We start from the raw sequence: 15,331 nt of genomic DNA on the forward strand, positions 1-15,331 counted from the left end.
GCAAAAAACGACATTTGGGATTTCCTCTTAGCGAAAAGACTTTCTCTATGATATAATAGTTTCATGATTACAACAGTACCTATTAAGAACGAAAAAGATATTGCAGTACCAGGTAATACAGTCCTTGTACTAGGTTATTTTGATGGCATCCACAAGGGGCATCAGAAACTCTTTGAAGTAGCCAGTAAGGCTTCGATGAAGGATTATCTGCCAGTTGTCGTGATGACCTTTACAGAATCGCCAAAACTTGCCTTACAACCTTACCAACCTGAACTCATGCTTCACATCGTCAATCATGAGGAACGAGAGCACAAGATGAAGTGGCACGGAGTAGAGGCTCTTTTCCTACTTGACTTTAGTAGCAAATTTGCTAGTTTAACGGGTCAAGAATTCTTTGATACATATGTTAGAGCTTTAAAACCAGCGATTATTGTAGCAGGATTTGACTATACCTTTGGCTCAGATAAGAAAACTGCGGATGAACTGAAGGACTATTTTGATGGAGAGATTATCATTGTTCCTCCAGTTGAGGATGAAAAGGGCAAGATTAGTTCTACACGGATTCGCCAAGCTATTCTTGATGGAGATGTCAAGGAAGTCAATCATCTGCTCGGCACTCCGCTCCCATCTCGTGGAATGGTCGTTCATGGAAATGCTCGTGGGCGGACTATTGGTTATCCAACAGCCAATCTAGTTCTAAGAGACCGAACTTACATGCCAGCAGATGGTGTTTACGTAGTCGATGTGGAAGTGCAGCGTCAGAGATATCGTGGCATGGCAAGTGTTGGAAAAAATGTTACCTTTGATGGTGAAGAACCACGTTTTGAAGTCAATATTTTCGACTTTTCAGACGATATTTACGGTGAGACAGTTATGGTCTACTGGCTGGACCGTGTCCGAGATATGGTCAAGTTTGACTCCATCGACGAGCTCGTAGACCAACTCCAGAAAGATGAAGAGATTGCTCGGAACTGGAAGGATGGAGAGTAGAAGAGTTAAAAAAGTGAACCATATTTTGGGTTTGCTTTTTTTATTTTTGAAAGAAATTTTTATAGAGAGAAACATAATTGAAGGTTGATTGAAAACCTATTAAAATAGTGCTATTCATAACTTTAAAAACCAAAGAAAAGAGACTAATATGATTACAGGAGAATTAAAAAATAATATTGATCAGCTGTGGGAAATGCTGTGGACAGAAAGAAATGCAAATCCTCTAACAAATATTGAATATATGATAGAAAGAGCAAAATCATAATTGGCAATTCAAAAATCTTTGGAAGAATTGAAAAACTTAAAAAATCACTTATGCAGGAGTATTTTGGATAAGATTTGAGATGAGATAGCAGTTTTACACTATCATTGTAATTACCGTAATTATTTGTTATGATACTTCAAAGGAGGAAATCAGATGGTAGTAAAAACAAGAAAACAAGGAAATTCAATCACCATTACGATTCCAAGCGAATTCAATATTCCAAGTGGTGTTAAATACGACGCAAAATTGTTACCAAGTGGTGAAATTATCTTTACTCCTGAAGAATTGGATCATCAGGTCTCTTATGTATCTGATGATGCCTTTAACTTGAAATTGGATACAGTTTTTGATGAATACGACGATATTTTCAAAGCTTTGGTGGAAAAATGACAGTCTATTTAACAGAAAAGCAAATTGAAAAAATGATAAGCTACTCTAAATGGGTTTCTGAACATTCTATCAGAGAAATGATCAAAAAATAAGATAGTACGCTGGATTGAAATGAGCATAAGAAAAAATGAAAAGACAATATTAGAATTCTGTAATGCAGAAACTCTGATATTGCCTCTTTTTATTAAAACATGCGATATACATAAGGATTTTCTGGTTTATCTACTTTTGTGAAACTCTCAACCTCCAGTGTTGGGAGTTTTTGTTTGAGTTCTTTATGGTAGTGGAGGGTCAGGGTTCCGCTAGCGGTGATCCAAGTATTGTCAGAATACTGGCGTGAGTTCCCCTTGGTCAGGAGTCCATATACTCCAGAGTCTGCGATACAGTGGATGATTCCAAAGCGAAAGAGGAACTGGCTATCTGGATGGCTAGGATCGTTATAAACAAAGCCTGTAAACTCTATTCTCTTTCCTTCAAACTCTTGAGGATAGTCATAGAGAACTTCCATGACCTCCATATAGTTATCGTCTGTAATTTGAATGGTTGGCTGGGAGAGGTATTTGTCAGCTGTAGTCCTCATTTCCTTTTCATAAGCAGATTTGGAAAAATAGGTACTGGTATCGGGTTTGAGGTATTGACTGGATGTTCCTTCGCTTGCCTGAATAGCAGTATTGATTCCCTCAGCAAGTGGGAAATGATATCCCTTAGCTGATACGGTTCTCGAGTCCAAACTTACTGTCGGAAAGGCAACCCCAATCAACAGAGGTAGTGACAGTAAAAGGATACTGATTCGTCTAGCTCGACGACTTTCCAAATGGCTGTGAGAGTTGATTTTTTTGATCCAGATGTAGAATTGGACCAGAGCCAACAGAAGAGAAAGGAACATGGAGATATAGACTAGATAGGAATAGTGGAGGTTAATGTAGTGACTGAGCTTGCCAGATAGCTGCAGATAAAGGGTCAGAGCAAAATAACCTAGTAGAATGATAAATCGGATCATAGCATCACCCCCATCATGTAAGAATAAAGCAAAACAAGCACTGTCACGATGCCCATGAATTGCCAGATGAAGTGCGCTTTTAGATAGTGTTTCATCATGAGGAGATTTTTGATATCAAGCATGGGGCCAATGACCAGAAAAGCAAGGACTGGCGCTAGGCCGAAGCTCGAGAGGAGAGAAGCACCGATAAAGGCGTCCGCCTCGCTACAAAGAGAGAGGAGAAAGGCTAGAAACATGAGCAAGAGAATCGCAAGGACTGGACTTGCGCTGATAGAGGTCAAGATCCGAGTCGGGACATAGACCTGCACGATAGCCGCAAAGAGACAGCCAAAGACCAAGTAACGCCCCATATCGAAAAACTCATCAATAGCTTGTATGAAGACCTGAAATACTTTTCTAGCGGGACCCAAGTGTGAAAAGTCATGTTCATGGCAAGCGATAGGATTCTCTTTTTGAATGGGTTCCTTCCAGAAAAATCCTAGGAAAATTCCAAGCACCAAAGCAATCACAATAGCTCCCAGCGCTCGCAAGAAGGCAAATTTTATTGAATTGCCAAAGGCAGAATAAGTGGCGAAAAGAACGATAGGATTGATAATGGGAGCAGTCACCAGAAAGGGAACCGCTGTGTAGCTGGGCACTTTCTTTTCCAGAAAACGATTGATAATTGGAACGATTCCACACTCGCAGGATGGAAAGAGAAAGCCAATGAAGGTACCAAAAAAGATCCTCCCCCAACGATTGCGAGGAAGAAACTCATAAACTTTATCAGGTGTGATATAGACCTCAATCAATCCCGAAATGAGACTCCCAATCAAGACAAAAGGAAGGGCTTCAATCATGATGGAAAGAAAGATAGCCCCTGCTTGTAAGATGCTAGGAGGAAGAGATTGGAAAACAGTCATCTATTTTTCTTCTCAACTTTTTCTTTTTTGTTTTTGTCATCTGGGAAAGTGACTTGTGTTAAGTCAGGAAGTTTGGCGAATTCTTCAAACATCTTGTCCAAGTCATCCGTTTTTGTAAATTTAACAGCCATGGGCCTACCTCTTTTCTACATTCTACCTCTATTATACTATTATTTTGTGGAAAAGGGATTATTTTGATAATCAAAGAGGTAAAAAAGGGTAGGACGAAACAAGGGCTGTTCCTTATGGTATAATAGATTCATGGATAAAAAATATGAAAAAATCTCCCAAGATTTGGGAGTAACCTTAAAGCAAATCGATACTGTTCTAAGTCTGACGGCTGAGGGGGCGACAATTCCCTTCATCGCGCGTTACCGGAAGGACATGACTGGTAGTCTGGATGAGGTGGCGATTAAGGCTATTATTGATCTGGATAAAAGTCTGACAAATCTCAACGACCGTAAAGAAGCTGTCTTGGCTAAGATTCAAGAACAAGGCAAGCTGACCAAGGAATTGGAAGAAGCTATCCTGGCAGCTGAAAAATTAGCAGACGTAGAAGAACTCTACCTTCCTTATAAGGAGAAACGTCGTACCAAGGCAACCATTGCCCGTGAAGCTGGACTCTTTCCTCTTGCTCGCTTGATTTTGCAGAATGTAGATGGCTTAGAGAAAGAAGCTGAGAAGTTTGTCTGTGAAGGATTTGCGACTGGTCAAGAAGCCTTGGCTGGTGCGGTTGATATCTTGGTAGAAGCCTTATCTGAAGATGTGACCTTGCGCTCACTGACCTATCAGGAAGTGTTGAGACACTCTAAAATCACTTCGAAAGTCAAAGATGAAAGTCTTGATGAAAAGCAAGTTTTCCAGATTTATTATGATTTCTCAGAGACAGTTGGCAATATGCAAGGCTATCGTACCTTGGCACTCAATCGTGGGGAAAAGCTAGGCGTCTTAAAAGTCGGTTTTGAGCACGCGACAGATCGTATTCTTGCTTTCTTTGCTGCCCGTTTCAAGGTGAAAAATGCCTATATAGATGAAGTTGTCCAACAGTCAGTTAAGAAAAAGGTCTTGCCTGCTATTGAGCGACGCATTCGGACAGAATTAACTGAGAAAGCAGAAGAAGGAGCTATCCAACTTTTTTCTGACAACCTGCGCAATCTCCTATTGGTTGCTCCGCTGAAAGGGCGCGTGGTTCTAGGATTTGACCCTGCTTTTCGTACAGGTGCCAAACTTGCTGTCGTAGATGCAACAGGGAAAATGCTGACGACTCAAGTCATTTATCCTGTTAAACCAGCCTCAGCTCGTCAAATCGAAGAAGCCAAGAAAGATTTGGCAGATTTGATTGGTCAGTACAGTGTCGAAATCATTGCCATCGGAAATGGAACGGCCAGTCGGGAAAGTGAAGCCTTTGTGGCGGAAGTTCTGAAAGATTTTCCTGAGGTCAGCTATGTTATTGTCAATGAAAGTGGCGCTTCTGTCTACTCTGCCAGCGAACTTGCTCGTCAGGAGTTTCCAGAATTAACTGTTGAAAAACGCTCTGCTATCTCTATCGCTCGACGTTTGCAAGATCCGCTTGCCGAATTGGTCAAAATTGATCCCAAATCAATCGGTGTCGGGCAATACCAGCACGATGTCAGTCAGAAGAAACTGTCTGAAAGTCTGGACTTTGTAGTCGATACCGTGGTCAACCAAGTCGGTGTCAATGTCAATACAGCTAGCCCAGCACTTCTTTCCCATGTGGCTGGACTCAATAAAACCATTTCTGAAAATATTGTCAAATACCGTGAGGAAGAAGGAAAAATCACTTCACGCGCTCAAATCAAGAAGGTTCCTCGCCTAGGTGCCAAAGCCTTTGAACAGGCTGCCGGTTTCCTCCGTATTCCTGAAAGTAGCAATATCCTTGATAATACAGGAGTTCACCCAGAAAACTATGCTGCGGTTAAGGAGCTCTTCAAACGCTTGGATATCAAGGACTTGAATGAAGAAGCACAAAATAAGCTTAAGTCCCTATCAGTCAAGGAGATGGCGCAAGAACTGGATCTTGGACCAGAAACGCTTAAAGATATCATTGCCGACCTTCTCAAACCAGGTCGAGATTTCCGCGACTCTTTTGATGCACCTGTTCTTCGTCAAGATGTCTTGGATATCAAGGATTTAAAAGTCGGCCAGAAGTTGGAAGGTGTGGTGCGTAATGTCGTTGATTTCGGTGCCTTCGTTGATATCGGGATTCACGAGGACGGCCTCATTCATATTTCTCATATGAGTCGCAAATTTATCAAACATCCCAGCCAAGTGGTGTCTGTTGGAGATTTGGTAACGGTTTGGGTTAAGAAAATCGATACTGAACGTGAAAAAGTCAATCTGTCGCTTCTAGCTCCAAATGAATCTAACTGAGTACGTTCAATCTGTTTCTCTCGAAGACTTTGGTAGACCTTTTAAACACCAAGCCCAGTGGAATTCTCGTCTGCGAACGACAGGTGGGCGATTTTTCCCCAAGGATGGGCATTTGGACTTTAATCCCAAGGTTTATAATGAACTTGGTTTGGAGGTTTTTCGGAAAATCGTGCGCCATGAACTCTGTCACTACCACCTTTATTTTCAGAAAAAGGGTTATCGACATAAGGATCGAGATTTTAAGGAACTTTTGAAAGAAGTGGATGGACTGCGCTTTGTACCATCTTTGAGAGCCCAAAGTAGTTACCTAGTCTATCAGTGTCAATCCTGCCAGCAATCCTATCAACGCAAGAGGAAGATTGACACGAAACGCTATCTCTGTGGCGTCTGCCGTGGTAAACTTGTCATTTTAAATCGGCCTAAGGACTGATGTTTGTGACCCCGTTTCATGCTATACTACTTGTAAGAATACCGAAAGAGGAACAAATCATGAATACAAAATTTTATAAAATGAGACGAAATCGCATGGTGTCGGGAGTCTTAGCTGGTCTATCAGACAAGTGGAATTTTGATGTAACTCTAGTCCGCTTTCTCTTCGCCATTTTTACCATATCAAATTTTGGAGTTGGTGTGATTATTTACATCATCCTCGCCTCTATCCTGCCAACTAAGGAAGAAATCGAAGCAGAAATGTACGGAACAGGACCACGCAAACGCAAGGAAGCCGAGGCCATTGATGACAATGATGGGCGGTTTTGGTGAGTTGGATTTTGAAATAGTTTATAGATAGTTTCCTTATTTCTCAAAGTCATCAGAAAAAGAAGTGAACCTTAACCCTTGCATCCGCAAGGGTTTTCTTCTTGCCTTTCTTTTATGGTAAAATATTGATAGCAAAATTACTTGATTTTCTTCAATCTTACAAAAATGTAAGATTAAAGTCTCTTTTGTAAGGTTAGGTTATGGCAAGCCGCCTTTTTTTGCGATAAACTAGACTCATAAAGAACAAAGGAGCAAAACCATGAAAAGAATTTTACAAAAGAAAACAAGAAAACCAAGTCAAAAAGATATCGAGCGTGTTCAACTGGGATGCGCTATGATGCAAGCACAGTTTCAAATGATGGGATATTAAGAAGGAGAAAATCATGACACTTTTAGATGTAAAACACGTTCAAAAAATCTATAAAACACGTTTTCAAGGCAACCAAGTAGAAGCACTTAAAGACATTCACTTTACCGTAGAAAAGGGTGACTATGTTGCCATCATGGGAGAGTCTGGTTCTGGGAAATCAACCCTGCTCAACATCCTAGCTATGCTGGATAAACCAACTCGAGGTCAGGTTTACTTAAACGGAACAGACACAGCCACTATTAAAAATTCACAGGCTTCGAGTTTCCGTCGTGAGAAGTTGGGATTTGTCTTCCAAGACTTTAACTTGCTAGATACCCTGTCTGTTAAGGACAATATCTTGCTTCCGTTAGTTCTATCACGAAAACCTATTACGGAGATGATGAAGAAATTGGTAGTGACAGCTGAAAATTTGGGCATCAACCAATTGCAAGAGAAGTACCCTTACGAGATCTCAGGTGGTCAAAAGCAGCGGGTAGCAGTAGCACGCGCCATCATCACTGAACCTGAAATTCTCCTTGCGGATGAGCCAACAGGAGCTCTTGACTCCAAGTCATCTGCAGCTCTTCTAGATGTTTTTGATGAAATCAATGAACGCGGTCAAACCATTCTCATGGTAACTCACTCAACGGCGGCAGCCAGCAGGGCCAAACGCGTTCTCTTTATCAAAGACGGCATTCTTTACAACCAAATCTACCGTGGAGACAAGACAGAGCGTCAGATGTTCCAAGAAATCTCTGATACTTTGACTGTCATGGCAAGCGAGGTGAATTAGTATGTTCCGATTGACCAATAAGTTAGCGGTGTCAAACTTAATCAAAAACCGCAAACTCTACTATCCCTTTGCCTTAGCTGTTCTCTTAGCAGTGACCATCACCTATCTCTTTTATTCATTGTCACTTAATCCTAACATTGGCAAGATCCGAGGGGGAGAAACTATCTCTATGACCCTGGCTCTCGGTATGGTGGTTGTTACCATCGCTTCTGGAATTATTGTCCTGTATGCCAATAGTTTTGTCATGAAGAACCGCTCCAAGGAGCTGGGTGTATATGGTATGCTGGGTCTTGAAAAGCGCCATTTGATCAGTATGGTTTTTAAGGAGCTTCTTATTTTTGGTTCCTTAACCTTGACAGCTGGTCTCGGCCTAGGAGCTCTCTTTGATAAGCTAATCTTTGCCCTTCTTCTGAAGCTGATGAAGATGAAAGTGGAACTCGTTTCGACTTTCCAACCAATTGTCTTTATCCTAGTTCTCATCGTCTTTGGAGCTATCTTCCTAGGTCTAATTTTTATCAATGCCTTTCGCATCGCACGCATGAATGCCCTTCAGCTCTCTCGTGAAAAAGCCAGTGGTGAGAAAAAAGGACGTTTCTTAGGCCTTCAAACCATTCTAGGTCTAATCAGTTTGGGAGCTGGTTATTACCTAGCAGTTACAGTTGAAAATCCACTTTCTGCTGTTCTGATTTTCTTCGTAGCAGTTTTGTTAGTAATTTTGGGAACTTATCTTCTCTTCAATGCAGGAATCACAGTTTTCCTACAAATCTTGAAGAAAAACAAGCGTTATTATTACCAACCTAACAACATGATTTCTGTATCCAATCTCATTTTTCGTATGAAGAAAAATGCGGTTGGTCTGGCGACGATTGCTATTCTTTCAACCATGGTCTTGGTGACAATGTCTGCTGCAACGAGTATCTTTAAAGGCTCTGAAACTTTCAAGAAAGTCATGAATCCACATGATTTTGGAATTACAGGACAGAATATTGAAAAAGAAGACATAAATAAACTCCTAGACCAGTATGCTAGTGATAAGGGATTGACTGTTACAAAGAAAGAAGTTCTTACATACAGTAGCTTTGGTGTAGCAAATCAAGAAGGTACGAAATTAACAATCTTTGACAAAGGTCAAAACCGTGTTCAACCGAAAACTGTTTTTATGGTCTTTGACCAAAAAGACTATGAGAATATGACGGGGCAAAAACTCGCACTTTCAGGAAAGGAAGTTGGATTGTTTACTAAAAACAAAGAACTTCAAGGACAGAAAGAACTGACTCTAAATAACCAGACCTACACGATCAAAGAAGAAATCAAAAAAGATTTTATTCTTGAACATGTCCCAAATCAGTACAATATTCTAACTTCGGACTATAACTATCTGGTTGTTCCTGACCTACAAGTCTTTCTTGACCAGCATCCTAATTCTTCCATCTTTAATCAATACTACGGTGGTATGAATGTAACAGCTAGTGAGGAAGAGCAACTCAAACTTGCCAACGACTATTCAAAATTCCTTGGTGATTTTAATAGAGAATTAAGCAAAGAAGGAAGCTATGTTTACGGAAGCAATCTAGCTGATAGCAGTGCGCAGATGAGTGCTCTCTTTGGTGGAGTCTTCTTCATCGGTATCTTCCTCTCTATCATCTTTATGGTGGGAACAGTTCTTGTCATCTACTACAAACAAATCTCTGAAGGCTATGAAGACCGTGAACGCTTTATCATTTTGCAAAAAGTCGGTCTCGATCAAAAGCAAATCAAGCAAACCATTAATAAACAGGTCCTAACTGTTTTCTTCCTCCCTTTGCTCTTTGCCTTCCTACACCTTGCCTTTGCCTATCATATGCTTAGCCTCATTCTAAAAGTCATTGGGGTACTAGATGCAACCATGATGTTGACCGTTACACTTTCCATTTGTGCTATCTTCCTCATCGTCTATGTCTTGATCTTTATGATTACCTCAAGAAGCTACCGCAAGATTGTGCAAATGTAAAAAAGATACCTCGATATTTATCGAGGTATTTCTTTATCTTAAATGCTAAAGAGTTGTCCCAAGAGGAAGGTTACGCCCATGGTCAGAAGTCCGATACAGAGGTTGCGGATCATAGCTGTTTTCGTAGGAGCCTTGCCTAGTTTAGCACTGGTATAGCCAGTGACGAGAAGGGAAAGGGCCACGATAAAAACAGTAGCAGGAATACGATAGTCACTTGGAAAGACGGTGATTGAAAGCATGGGAGGAAGACTTCCCAGTACAAAGGCAATAAAGCTAGAGATAGCAGCATGCCAAGGATTGGTAAATTCTTCGTACTCGATACCGTATTTTTCCTCAACCAAGGCTTTGAGTGGATTTTTTAAAAAGGCCTTGTTGGTCAAAAGTTGGGCGGACGTTTCACACTCACCGTTTTGAAGATAGGCAGCATAGAGGGATTGTTTTGCAGATTCGATGTCCTTATCCAAGAGCAACTGTTCTCTGGCAACAGCGGCTTCTTCCGTGTCTTTCTGAGTGGATACAGAGACATATTCGCCACCGGCCATAGAGAAAGCACCAGCGAGGATAGCCGCTAAACCTGATAAAAAGATAATCCAGATATTGCTTGTCGCACTGGCAACGCCGATAACGACTCCAGCGATGGAAATAATTCCATCATTGGCACCCAGAACACCTGCGCGTAGGATATTGAGTCGTCCTGCAAAGTTAGCATCAATTTCATGTTTTATTTCTGTCATAGTCATCTCCTTTCTCTCCATTATAGAGAAAAGAGTAGGGGAATACAAACTTTTTAAACTATCTGAAAAAAGTTCTACGATTCTAATTTTTAGGTCCTTTGAAGTTTCTCCGAAAAAGTAGTGCTATCCTACTGTACTAGAACTTTTTAAACTTATCTATGGTATAATAGAAGATAGATTTATCAATTGGAGAATAAAGGATTTTATGATTAAACTTGTAGCAACGGATATGGACGGAACCTTTCTTGACGGAAAGGGGCGGTTTGATATGGAACGCCTCAAAAACGTACTTGCTTCTTACAAGGAAAAGGGGATTTATTTTGCAGTGGCTTCAGGTCGTGGTATTCTGTCCCTAAAAAAGTTGTTTGCGGATGTGCGTGATGAAGTGATTTTTATAGCTGAAAACGGGAGCTATGTTGAGTTTCATGGTGAGGATATGTATGAGGCTACTATGTCTCGGGATTTTTACTTGAGCACTTTTGAAGCTTTAAAGAAATCACCCTATTTTGATGAAAGAAAAATGCTCTTGACTGGGAAAAAAGCTTGTTATGTTTTGGAAACAGTGGATGAGACCTATCTCATGTTTAGCCGTCACTACAATGAAAATATTCAAAAAGTAGCAAGTTTAGAAGATATCACGGATGAGATTTTTAAATTCACTACTAACTTTACTGAAGAAACGATAGTAGCTGGTGAGGCCTGGGTCAACGAAAATGTTCCTGGTGTGAAAGCCATGACCACAGGTTTTGAATCCATCGATATTGTCTTAGACTATGTTGATAAGGGTGTGGCTATTGTTGAGCTAGCAAAAAAACTGGATCTAACCATGGATCAGGTTATGGCTTTTGGCGATAATCTCAATGACCTGCACATGATGCAGGTTGTTGGACATCCAATCGCTCCTGAAAATGCGCGACCAGAGATTTTAGAATTAGCAGAGAGAGTGATTGGGCACCATAAGGACCAGTCAGTGATGGCTTATATGGAGGGCTTGTAATGGCGGATATTAAATTGATTGCATTGGATTTGGATGGTACTTTGCTGACAACGGATAAAAAGCTAACAGATCGTACCAAGGAAGTCCTCAAAGCTGCGCGTGACCGTGGCATCAAGGTCGTTCTGACAACAGGTCGTCCTTTGAAGGCTATGGATTTCTTTCTCCATGAGCTAGGGACTGATGGTCAGGAGGACGAGTACACCATCACCTTTAATGGTGGTCTAGTGCAAAAAAACACAGGAGAGATTCTCGATAAAACAGTCTTTTCAATCGACGATGTAGCACGATTGTACGAGGAAACTGAAAAACTCGGACTTCCGTTAGATGCCATTTCAGAAGGAACCGTCTATCAAATTCAGTCAGACCAAGAAAGTCTCTATGCTAAGTTCAACCCAGCCCTGACTTTCGTACCTGTCGCTTTTGAAGATCTATCTAGTCAGATGACGTATAATAAATGTGTGACTGCCTTTGCCCAAGAACCTTTGGATGCGGCGATTCAACAGATTTCTCCTGAATTGTTTGACCAATACGAAATCTTCAAATCGCGTGAACTCTTATTGGAATGGTCGCCGAAAAACGTCCACAAGGCAACAGGTTTAGCGAAATTAATTAAACACTTAGGAATCGATCAAAGTCAAGTCATGGCTTGTGGTGACGAGGCCAATGACCTTTCCATGATTGAGTGGGCAGGTCTAGGAGTTGCCATGCAAAATGCAGTTCCAGCAGTTAAGGCAGTTGCAAATGTGATTACTCCGATGACCAACGACGAGGAAGCCGTTGCCTGGGCTATCGAAGAATATGTGCTAAAGGAGAGTTAAAAAATGGGATTATTTGACCGTTTATTCGGAAAAAAAGAAGAGCCAAAAATCGAAGATGTTGTAAAAGAAGCACTGGAAAATCTTGATTTGTCAGAAGAGGTCGAAGAAACAGCGACGGACAAAGTGGAAGAAACACCTGCTCAAGAAGAACTTCCTCAGATCTCGACAGAAGAAGTTATTGAACCAGAAGCAGTCGAGGAAACTGCTCAGGAAGAGCTTGAGCTAGAATCTGATGAACTGGAACAATTCCAAGAGCCGGAAGAAATTCTAGAAGAAGAGAACCAAGAAACTGTAGAAACTGAAGAAGAGCTCGCGTCTGAAGTCGTAGAAGAAAGTCCTCAGGTTGAAGAAACCGTTCAGGAAAAATATGACCGTAGTCTCAAAAAAACCCGTACGGGATTCGGTGCTCGTTTGAATGCCTTCTTTGCCAACTTTCGTTCTGTCGATGAAGAATTCTTCGAGGAATTGGAAGAACTGCTTATCATGAGCGACGTTGGTGTGCAAGTCGCTTCAAACTTAACAGAAGAACTACGCTATGAAGCCAAACTCGAAAACGCTAAGAAGCCTGACGCACTTCGTCGTGTCATTATCGAGAAATTGGTTGAACTCTATGAGAAGGATGGCAACTATGATGAACAAATCCACTTCCAAGATGGTTTGACAGTCATGCTCTTTGTTGGTGTTAATGGTGTTGGGAAAACAACTTCTATCGGGAAATTGGCTCATCGCTACAAACAAGCTGGAAAGAAAGTCATGTTGGTTGCGGCAGATACCTTCCGTGCTGGAGCTGTTGCCCAGCTAGCTGAATGGGGCCGACGTGTGGATGTTCCTGTTGTGACGGGGCCTGAAAAGGCTGATCCAGCAAGTGTGGTCTTTGATGGGATGGAACGTGCTGTAGCAGAAGGGATTGATATTCTCATGATTGATACAGCAGGTCGTTTGCAAAACAAGGACAACCTTATGGCCGAGTTGGAAAAGATTGGTCGCATTATCAAGCGTGTCGTTCCAGAGGCACCCCATGAAACCTTCCTGGCCCTTGATGCGTCAACTGGACAGAATGCCTTGGTACAAGCTAAGGAATTTTCTAAGATAACACCATTGACAGGAATTGTTTTGACAAAAATTGATGGAACTGCCCGAGGTGGTGTTGTACTAGCCATTCGAGAAGAACTCAATATCCCTGTAAAATTGATCGGTTTTGGTGAAAAAATCGATGATATCGGTGAATTTAACTCTGAAAACTTTATGAAGGGTCTCTTAGAAGGCTTGGTTTAATAGAAAATAAATAATCCTGCAAGATACACTTGCAGGATATTTTTGTTATTCTAAACGACCTTCTTCACGATAGGCGATATCTGGTTGCCAAGTCCATTTAGCTCCAAACTTCTCTAGTAAGTCAAAGCTAGCTTGTGGGCCCATACTTCCAGCTTTATAATCGTAGAGTGGAGCTCCATTTTCAGCCCAGAGCTTTTCGATACGGTCAATCAATTTCCAAGAAGCACTCACCTCGTCCCAGTGGCTAAAGTTGGTTGAGTTGTTGTTCAAAACATCGTAGATTAATTTCTCGTAAGGATCTGGTGAGGCCCCAGTAGCAGTAGCATCTGTACGGTAATCCAGAGAGCTTGGTGCTAGGTTAAATTCTTCACCGACTTGCTTCCCATTGAGGCTGAGTGAGAAGCCTTCAGTTGGTTGGATATAGATTGTCAAAATGTTTGGAGCAAGAGGCTCTCCAAAGATAGAGTCCATTTGCTTAAAGACGATATTGACATGAGTGCCTTTTTCTGTCAGGCGTTTACCAGTACGGAAGAAGAAGGGAATACCACGGAAACGATCGCTATCTACAAAGAAGGCGCCAGATGCAAAGGTTTCTGTTGTAGATTCAGGATCGACATTTGGCTCGCTTCGATAGGAAATGTATTTCATACCATCGATTTTACCAGAGCGGTACTGACCACGGATAAACTGTTCTTTCAATTCTTCCTCAGTTGGATGATAGAGGTTTTTAAAGACCTTTATCTTTTCAGCACGAATCTCATCCTTTGTAAAGCTAGCTGGTTTGTCCATGGCTAGAAGAGAGAGGAGTTGGAGTGTATGGTTTTGCACCATATCACGAAGGGCACCTGATTCATCATAGTAGCCACCACGTTCTTCAACACCTAGACGCTCAGCAAATGTAATCTGAACATTATCAATATGATCGCGATTCCAAACATTTTCAAAAATCATATTGGCAAAGCGGACTGCAAAAATACTCTGAATCATCTCTTTACCTAGGTAGTGGTCAATACGGTAAATTTGCTCCTCGTCGAAGGTAGCAAGAAGTTCTTCATTGAGTTGTTTAGCAGTAGCATAGTCTGTACCGAAAGGTTTCTCGACAATCAAACGTTCAAAGCCTTTTCCGTCTACGATTTGCTCTGACTTGAGGTGTTTGGCGATAGTCCCAAAGAATTGTGGAGCCATAGAGAGGAAGAAGAGCTTGTTGTGCTCGGTTTGGTATTTTTCGTTTAACTCAGCCTGAAGTTTGCGTAATTCGATGTAGTGTTCGGTATCATTGACATCATGACTTTGATAGTAAAAATGACTAGCAAAAGATTGAGCTTCTTCTACGCTATCTGCCAAATCAAGAATGGATTCGACTACAACAGACTCAAAATATTCCTTACTCCAAGGTCTACGAGCCGTTCCGATAACAGCAAAATGATCAGACAAATTACCTGATTTATAGAGTCTGAAAAGGGAAGGGTAGAGTTTGCGTTTAGCTAAATCTCCACTCGCACCGAAAATTGTAACAATAACCTTTGATGACATCTAGCTACCTAATTTCTATATTTTTTCCTAGTTGGACTAGGGATGAGATTTTCTCATTTTCATAGTCTATATTTTATCATAATTTTCAAAAAAATCAAAAATCCAATACGCAATTAAAAAACTGTAAGGAGAACCTTACAGTTTT

At 41.2% G+C, this 15,331-nt stretch carries 15 protein-coding genes; 10 read left to right on the plus strand and 5 right to left on the minus strand.

The genetic code is table 11. The features are described 5' to 3' along the window. Positions 1-63 precede the first annotated feature (63 nt). Both STO1_RS04435 and STO1_RS04440 read left to right on the plus strand, forming a co-directional pair. A complete protein-coding gene (locus tag STO1_RS04435) occupies positions 64-990 on the plus strand; it encodes a bifunctional riboflavin kinase/FAD synthetase (RefSeq protein WP_096422115.1) in 927 nt (308 codons plus the stop codon). Between the two features lie 418 nt (positions 991-1,408). Further along, on the plus strand, positions 1,409-1,645 hold the full coding sequence (locus STO1_RS04440) for an AbrB family transcriptional regulator (RefSeq protein WP_096422117.1): 237 nt from the start codon (positions 1,409-1,411) through the stop codon (positions 1,643-1,645). 184 nt (positions 1,646-1,829) lie between these two features. On the opposite strand, the gene STO1_RS04445 is transcribed toward STO1_RS04440, so the two are convergent. From STO1_RS04445 to STO1_RS09960, 3 genes are read right to left on the minus strand one after another with little or no spacing between them, the layout of a single operon-like run. Continuing rightward, the gene (locus STO1_RS04445; RefSeq protein ID WP_096422119.1) at positions 1,830-2,645 is read right to left on the minus strand and encodes a TIGR03943 family putative permease subunit; all 816 of its coding nucleotides are present in this window, start codon (positions 2,643-2,645) and stop codon (positions 1,830-1,832) included. Further along, complete coding sequence (locus tag STO1_RS04450; protein WP_096422121.1) at positions 2,642-3,547, minus strand: permease; 906 nt, start codon at positions 3,545-3,547, stop codon at positions 2,642-2,644. The genes STO1_RS04445 and STO1_RS04450 overlap by 4 nt, the downstream gene beginning before the upstream one ends. Beyond that, on the minus strand, positions 3,544-3,678 hold the full coding sequence (locus STO1_RS09960; protein ID WP_096422123.1) for an SPJ_0845 family protein: 135 nt from the start codon (positions 3,676-3,678) through the stop codon (positions 3,544-3,546). Before STO1_RS09960 ends, STO1_RS04450 begins: the two co-directional genes overlap by 4 nt. Before the next feature lie 130 nt (positions 3,679-3,808). Here STO1_RS09960 and STO1_RS04460 point away from each other — a divergent pair, with 130 nt between their 5' ends. From STO1_RS04460 to STO1_RS04480, 5 genes are all read left to right on the plus strand, one after another. Continuing rightward, on the plus strand, positions 3,809-5,938 hold the full coding sequence (locus tag STO1_RS04460; protein WP_096422125.1) for a Tex family protein: 2,130 nt from the start codon (positions 3,809-3,811) through the stop codon (positions 5,936-5,938). After that, positions 5,925-6,368: a SprT family protein gene (locus STO1_RS04465; RefSeq protein ID WP_096422128.1), complete on the plus strand. Its 444-nt coding sequence runs from the start codon at positions 5,925-5,927 to the stop codon at positions 6,366-6,368. Before STO1_RS04460 ends, STO1_RS04465 begins: the two co-directional genes overlap by 14 nt. A gap of 59 nt (positions 6,369-6,427) precedes the next feature. After that, entirely contained in the window at positions 6,428-6,700 is a 273-nt protein-coding gene (locus STO1_RS04470; RefSeq protein WP_007516821.1) for a PspC domain-containing protein, read from the plus strand. Positions 6,701-7,080: 380 nt separating this feature from the next. Further along, positions 7,081-7,839 (plus strand): ABC transporter ATP-binding protein, encoded by a 759-nt coding sequence (locus tag STO1_RS04475; RefSeq protein WP_000173369.1) that lies wholly within the window; start codon positions 7,081-7,083, stop codon positions 7,837-7,839. Between the two features lies 1 nt (position 7,840). Next, a complete protein-coding gene (locus STO1_RS04480; RefSeq protein ID WP_000489341.1) occupies positions 7,841-9,829 on the plus strand; it encodes an FtsX-like permease family protein in 1,989 nt (662 codons plus the stop codon). 38 nt (positions 9,830-9,867) lie between these two features. On the opposite strand, the gene STO1_RS04485 is transcribed toward STO1_RS04480, so the two are convergent. Continuing rightward, on the minus strand, positions 9,868-10,563 hold the full coding sequence (locus tag STO1_RS04485; protein WP_000136037.1) for a VIT1/CCC1 transporter family protein: 696 nt from the start codon (positions 10,561-10,563) through the stop codon (positions 9,868-9,870). A gap of 205 nt (positions 10,564-10,768) precedes the next feature. Between STO1_RS04485 and STO1_RS04490 the strand changes: the two genes are divergently transcribed. The 3 genes from STO1_RS04490 to ftsY are packed head-to-tail and all read left to right on the plus strand — an operon-like array spanning position 10,769 to position 13,653. Further along, positions 10,769-11,560, plus strand: coding sequence for a Cof-type HAD-IIB family hydrolase (locus tag STO1_RS04490; RefSeq protein WP_096422130.1), 792 nt, complete (start codon positions 10,769-10,771; stop codon positions 11,558-11,560). Next, positions 11,560-12,378 carry a Cof-type HAD-IIB family hydrolase gene (locus STO1_RS04495; RefSeq protein WP_096422132.1) on the plus strand — a complete coding sequence of 273 codons (819 nt, stop codon included), beginning with the start codon at positions 11,560-11,562 and terminating at the stop codon, positions 12,376-12,378. The genes STO1_RS04490 and STO1_RS04495 overlap by 1 nt, the downstream gene beginning before the upstream one ends. A 3-nt stretch (positions 12,379-12,381) precedes the next feature. After that, positions 12,382-13,653: a signal recognition particle-docking protein FtsY gene (ftsY, locus tag STO1_RS04500; RefSeq protein ID WP_096422134.1), complete on the plus strand. Its 1,272-nt coding sequence runs from the start codon at positions 12,382-12,384 to the stop codon at positions 13,651-13,653. Between the two features lie 45 nt (positions 13,654-13,698). On the opposite strand, the gene zwf is transcribed toward ftsY, so the two are convergent. Beyond that, positions 13,699-15,186, minus strand: coding sequence for a glucose-6-phosphate dehydrogenase (gene zwf, locus STO1_RS04505; protein ID WP_096422136.1), 1,488 nt, complete (start codon positions 15,184-15,186; stop codon positions 13,699-13,701). Between the last annotated feature and the right edge of the window lie 145 nt (positions 15,187-15,331).

This window comes from Streptococcus oralis subsp. tigurinus (genome assembly GCF_002356415.1).
GTDB classification, from domain to species: Bacteria; Bacillota; Bacilli; order Lactobacillales; family Streptococcaceae; genus Streptococcus; species Streptococcus oralis_F.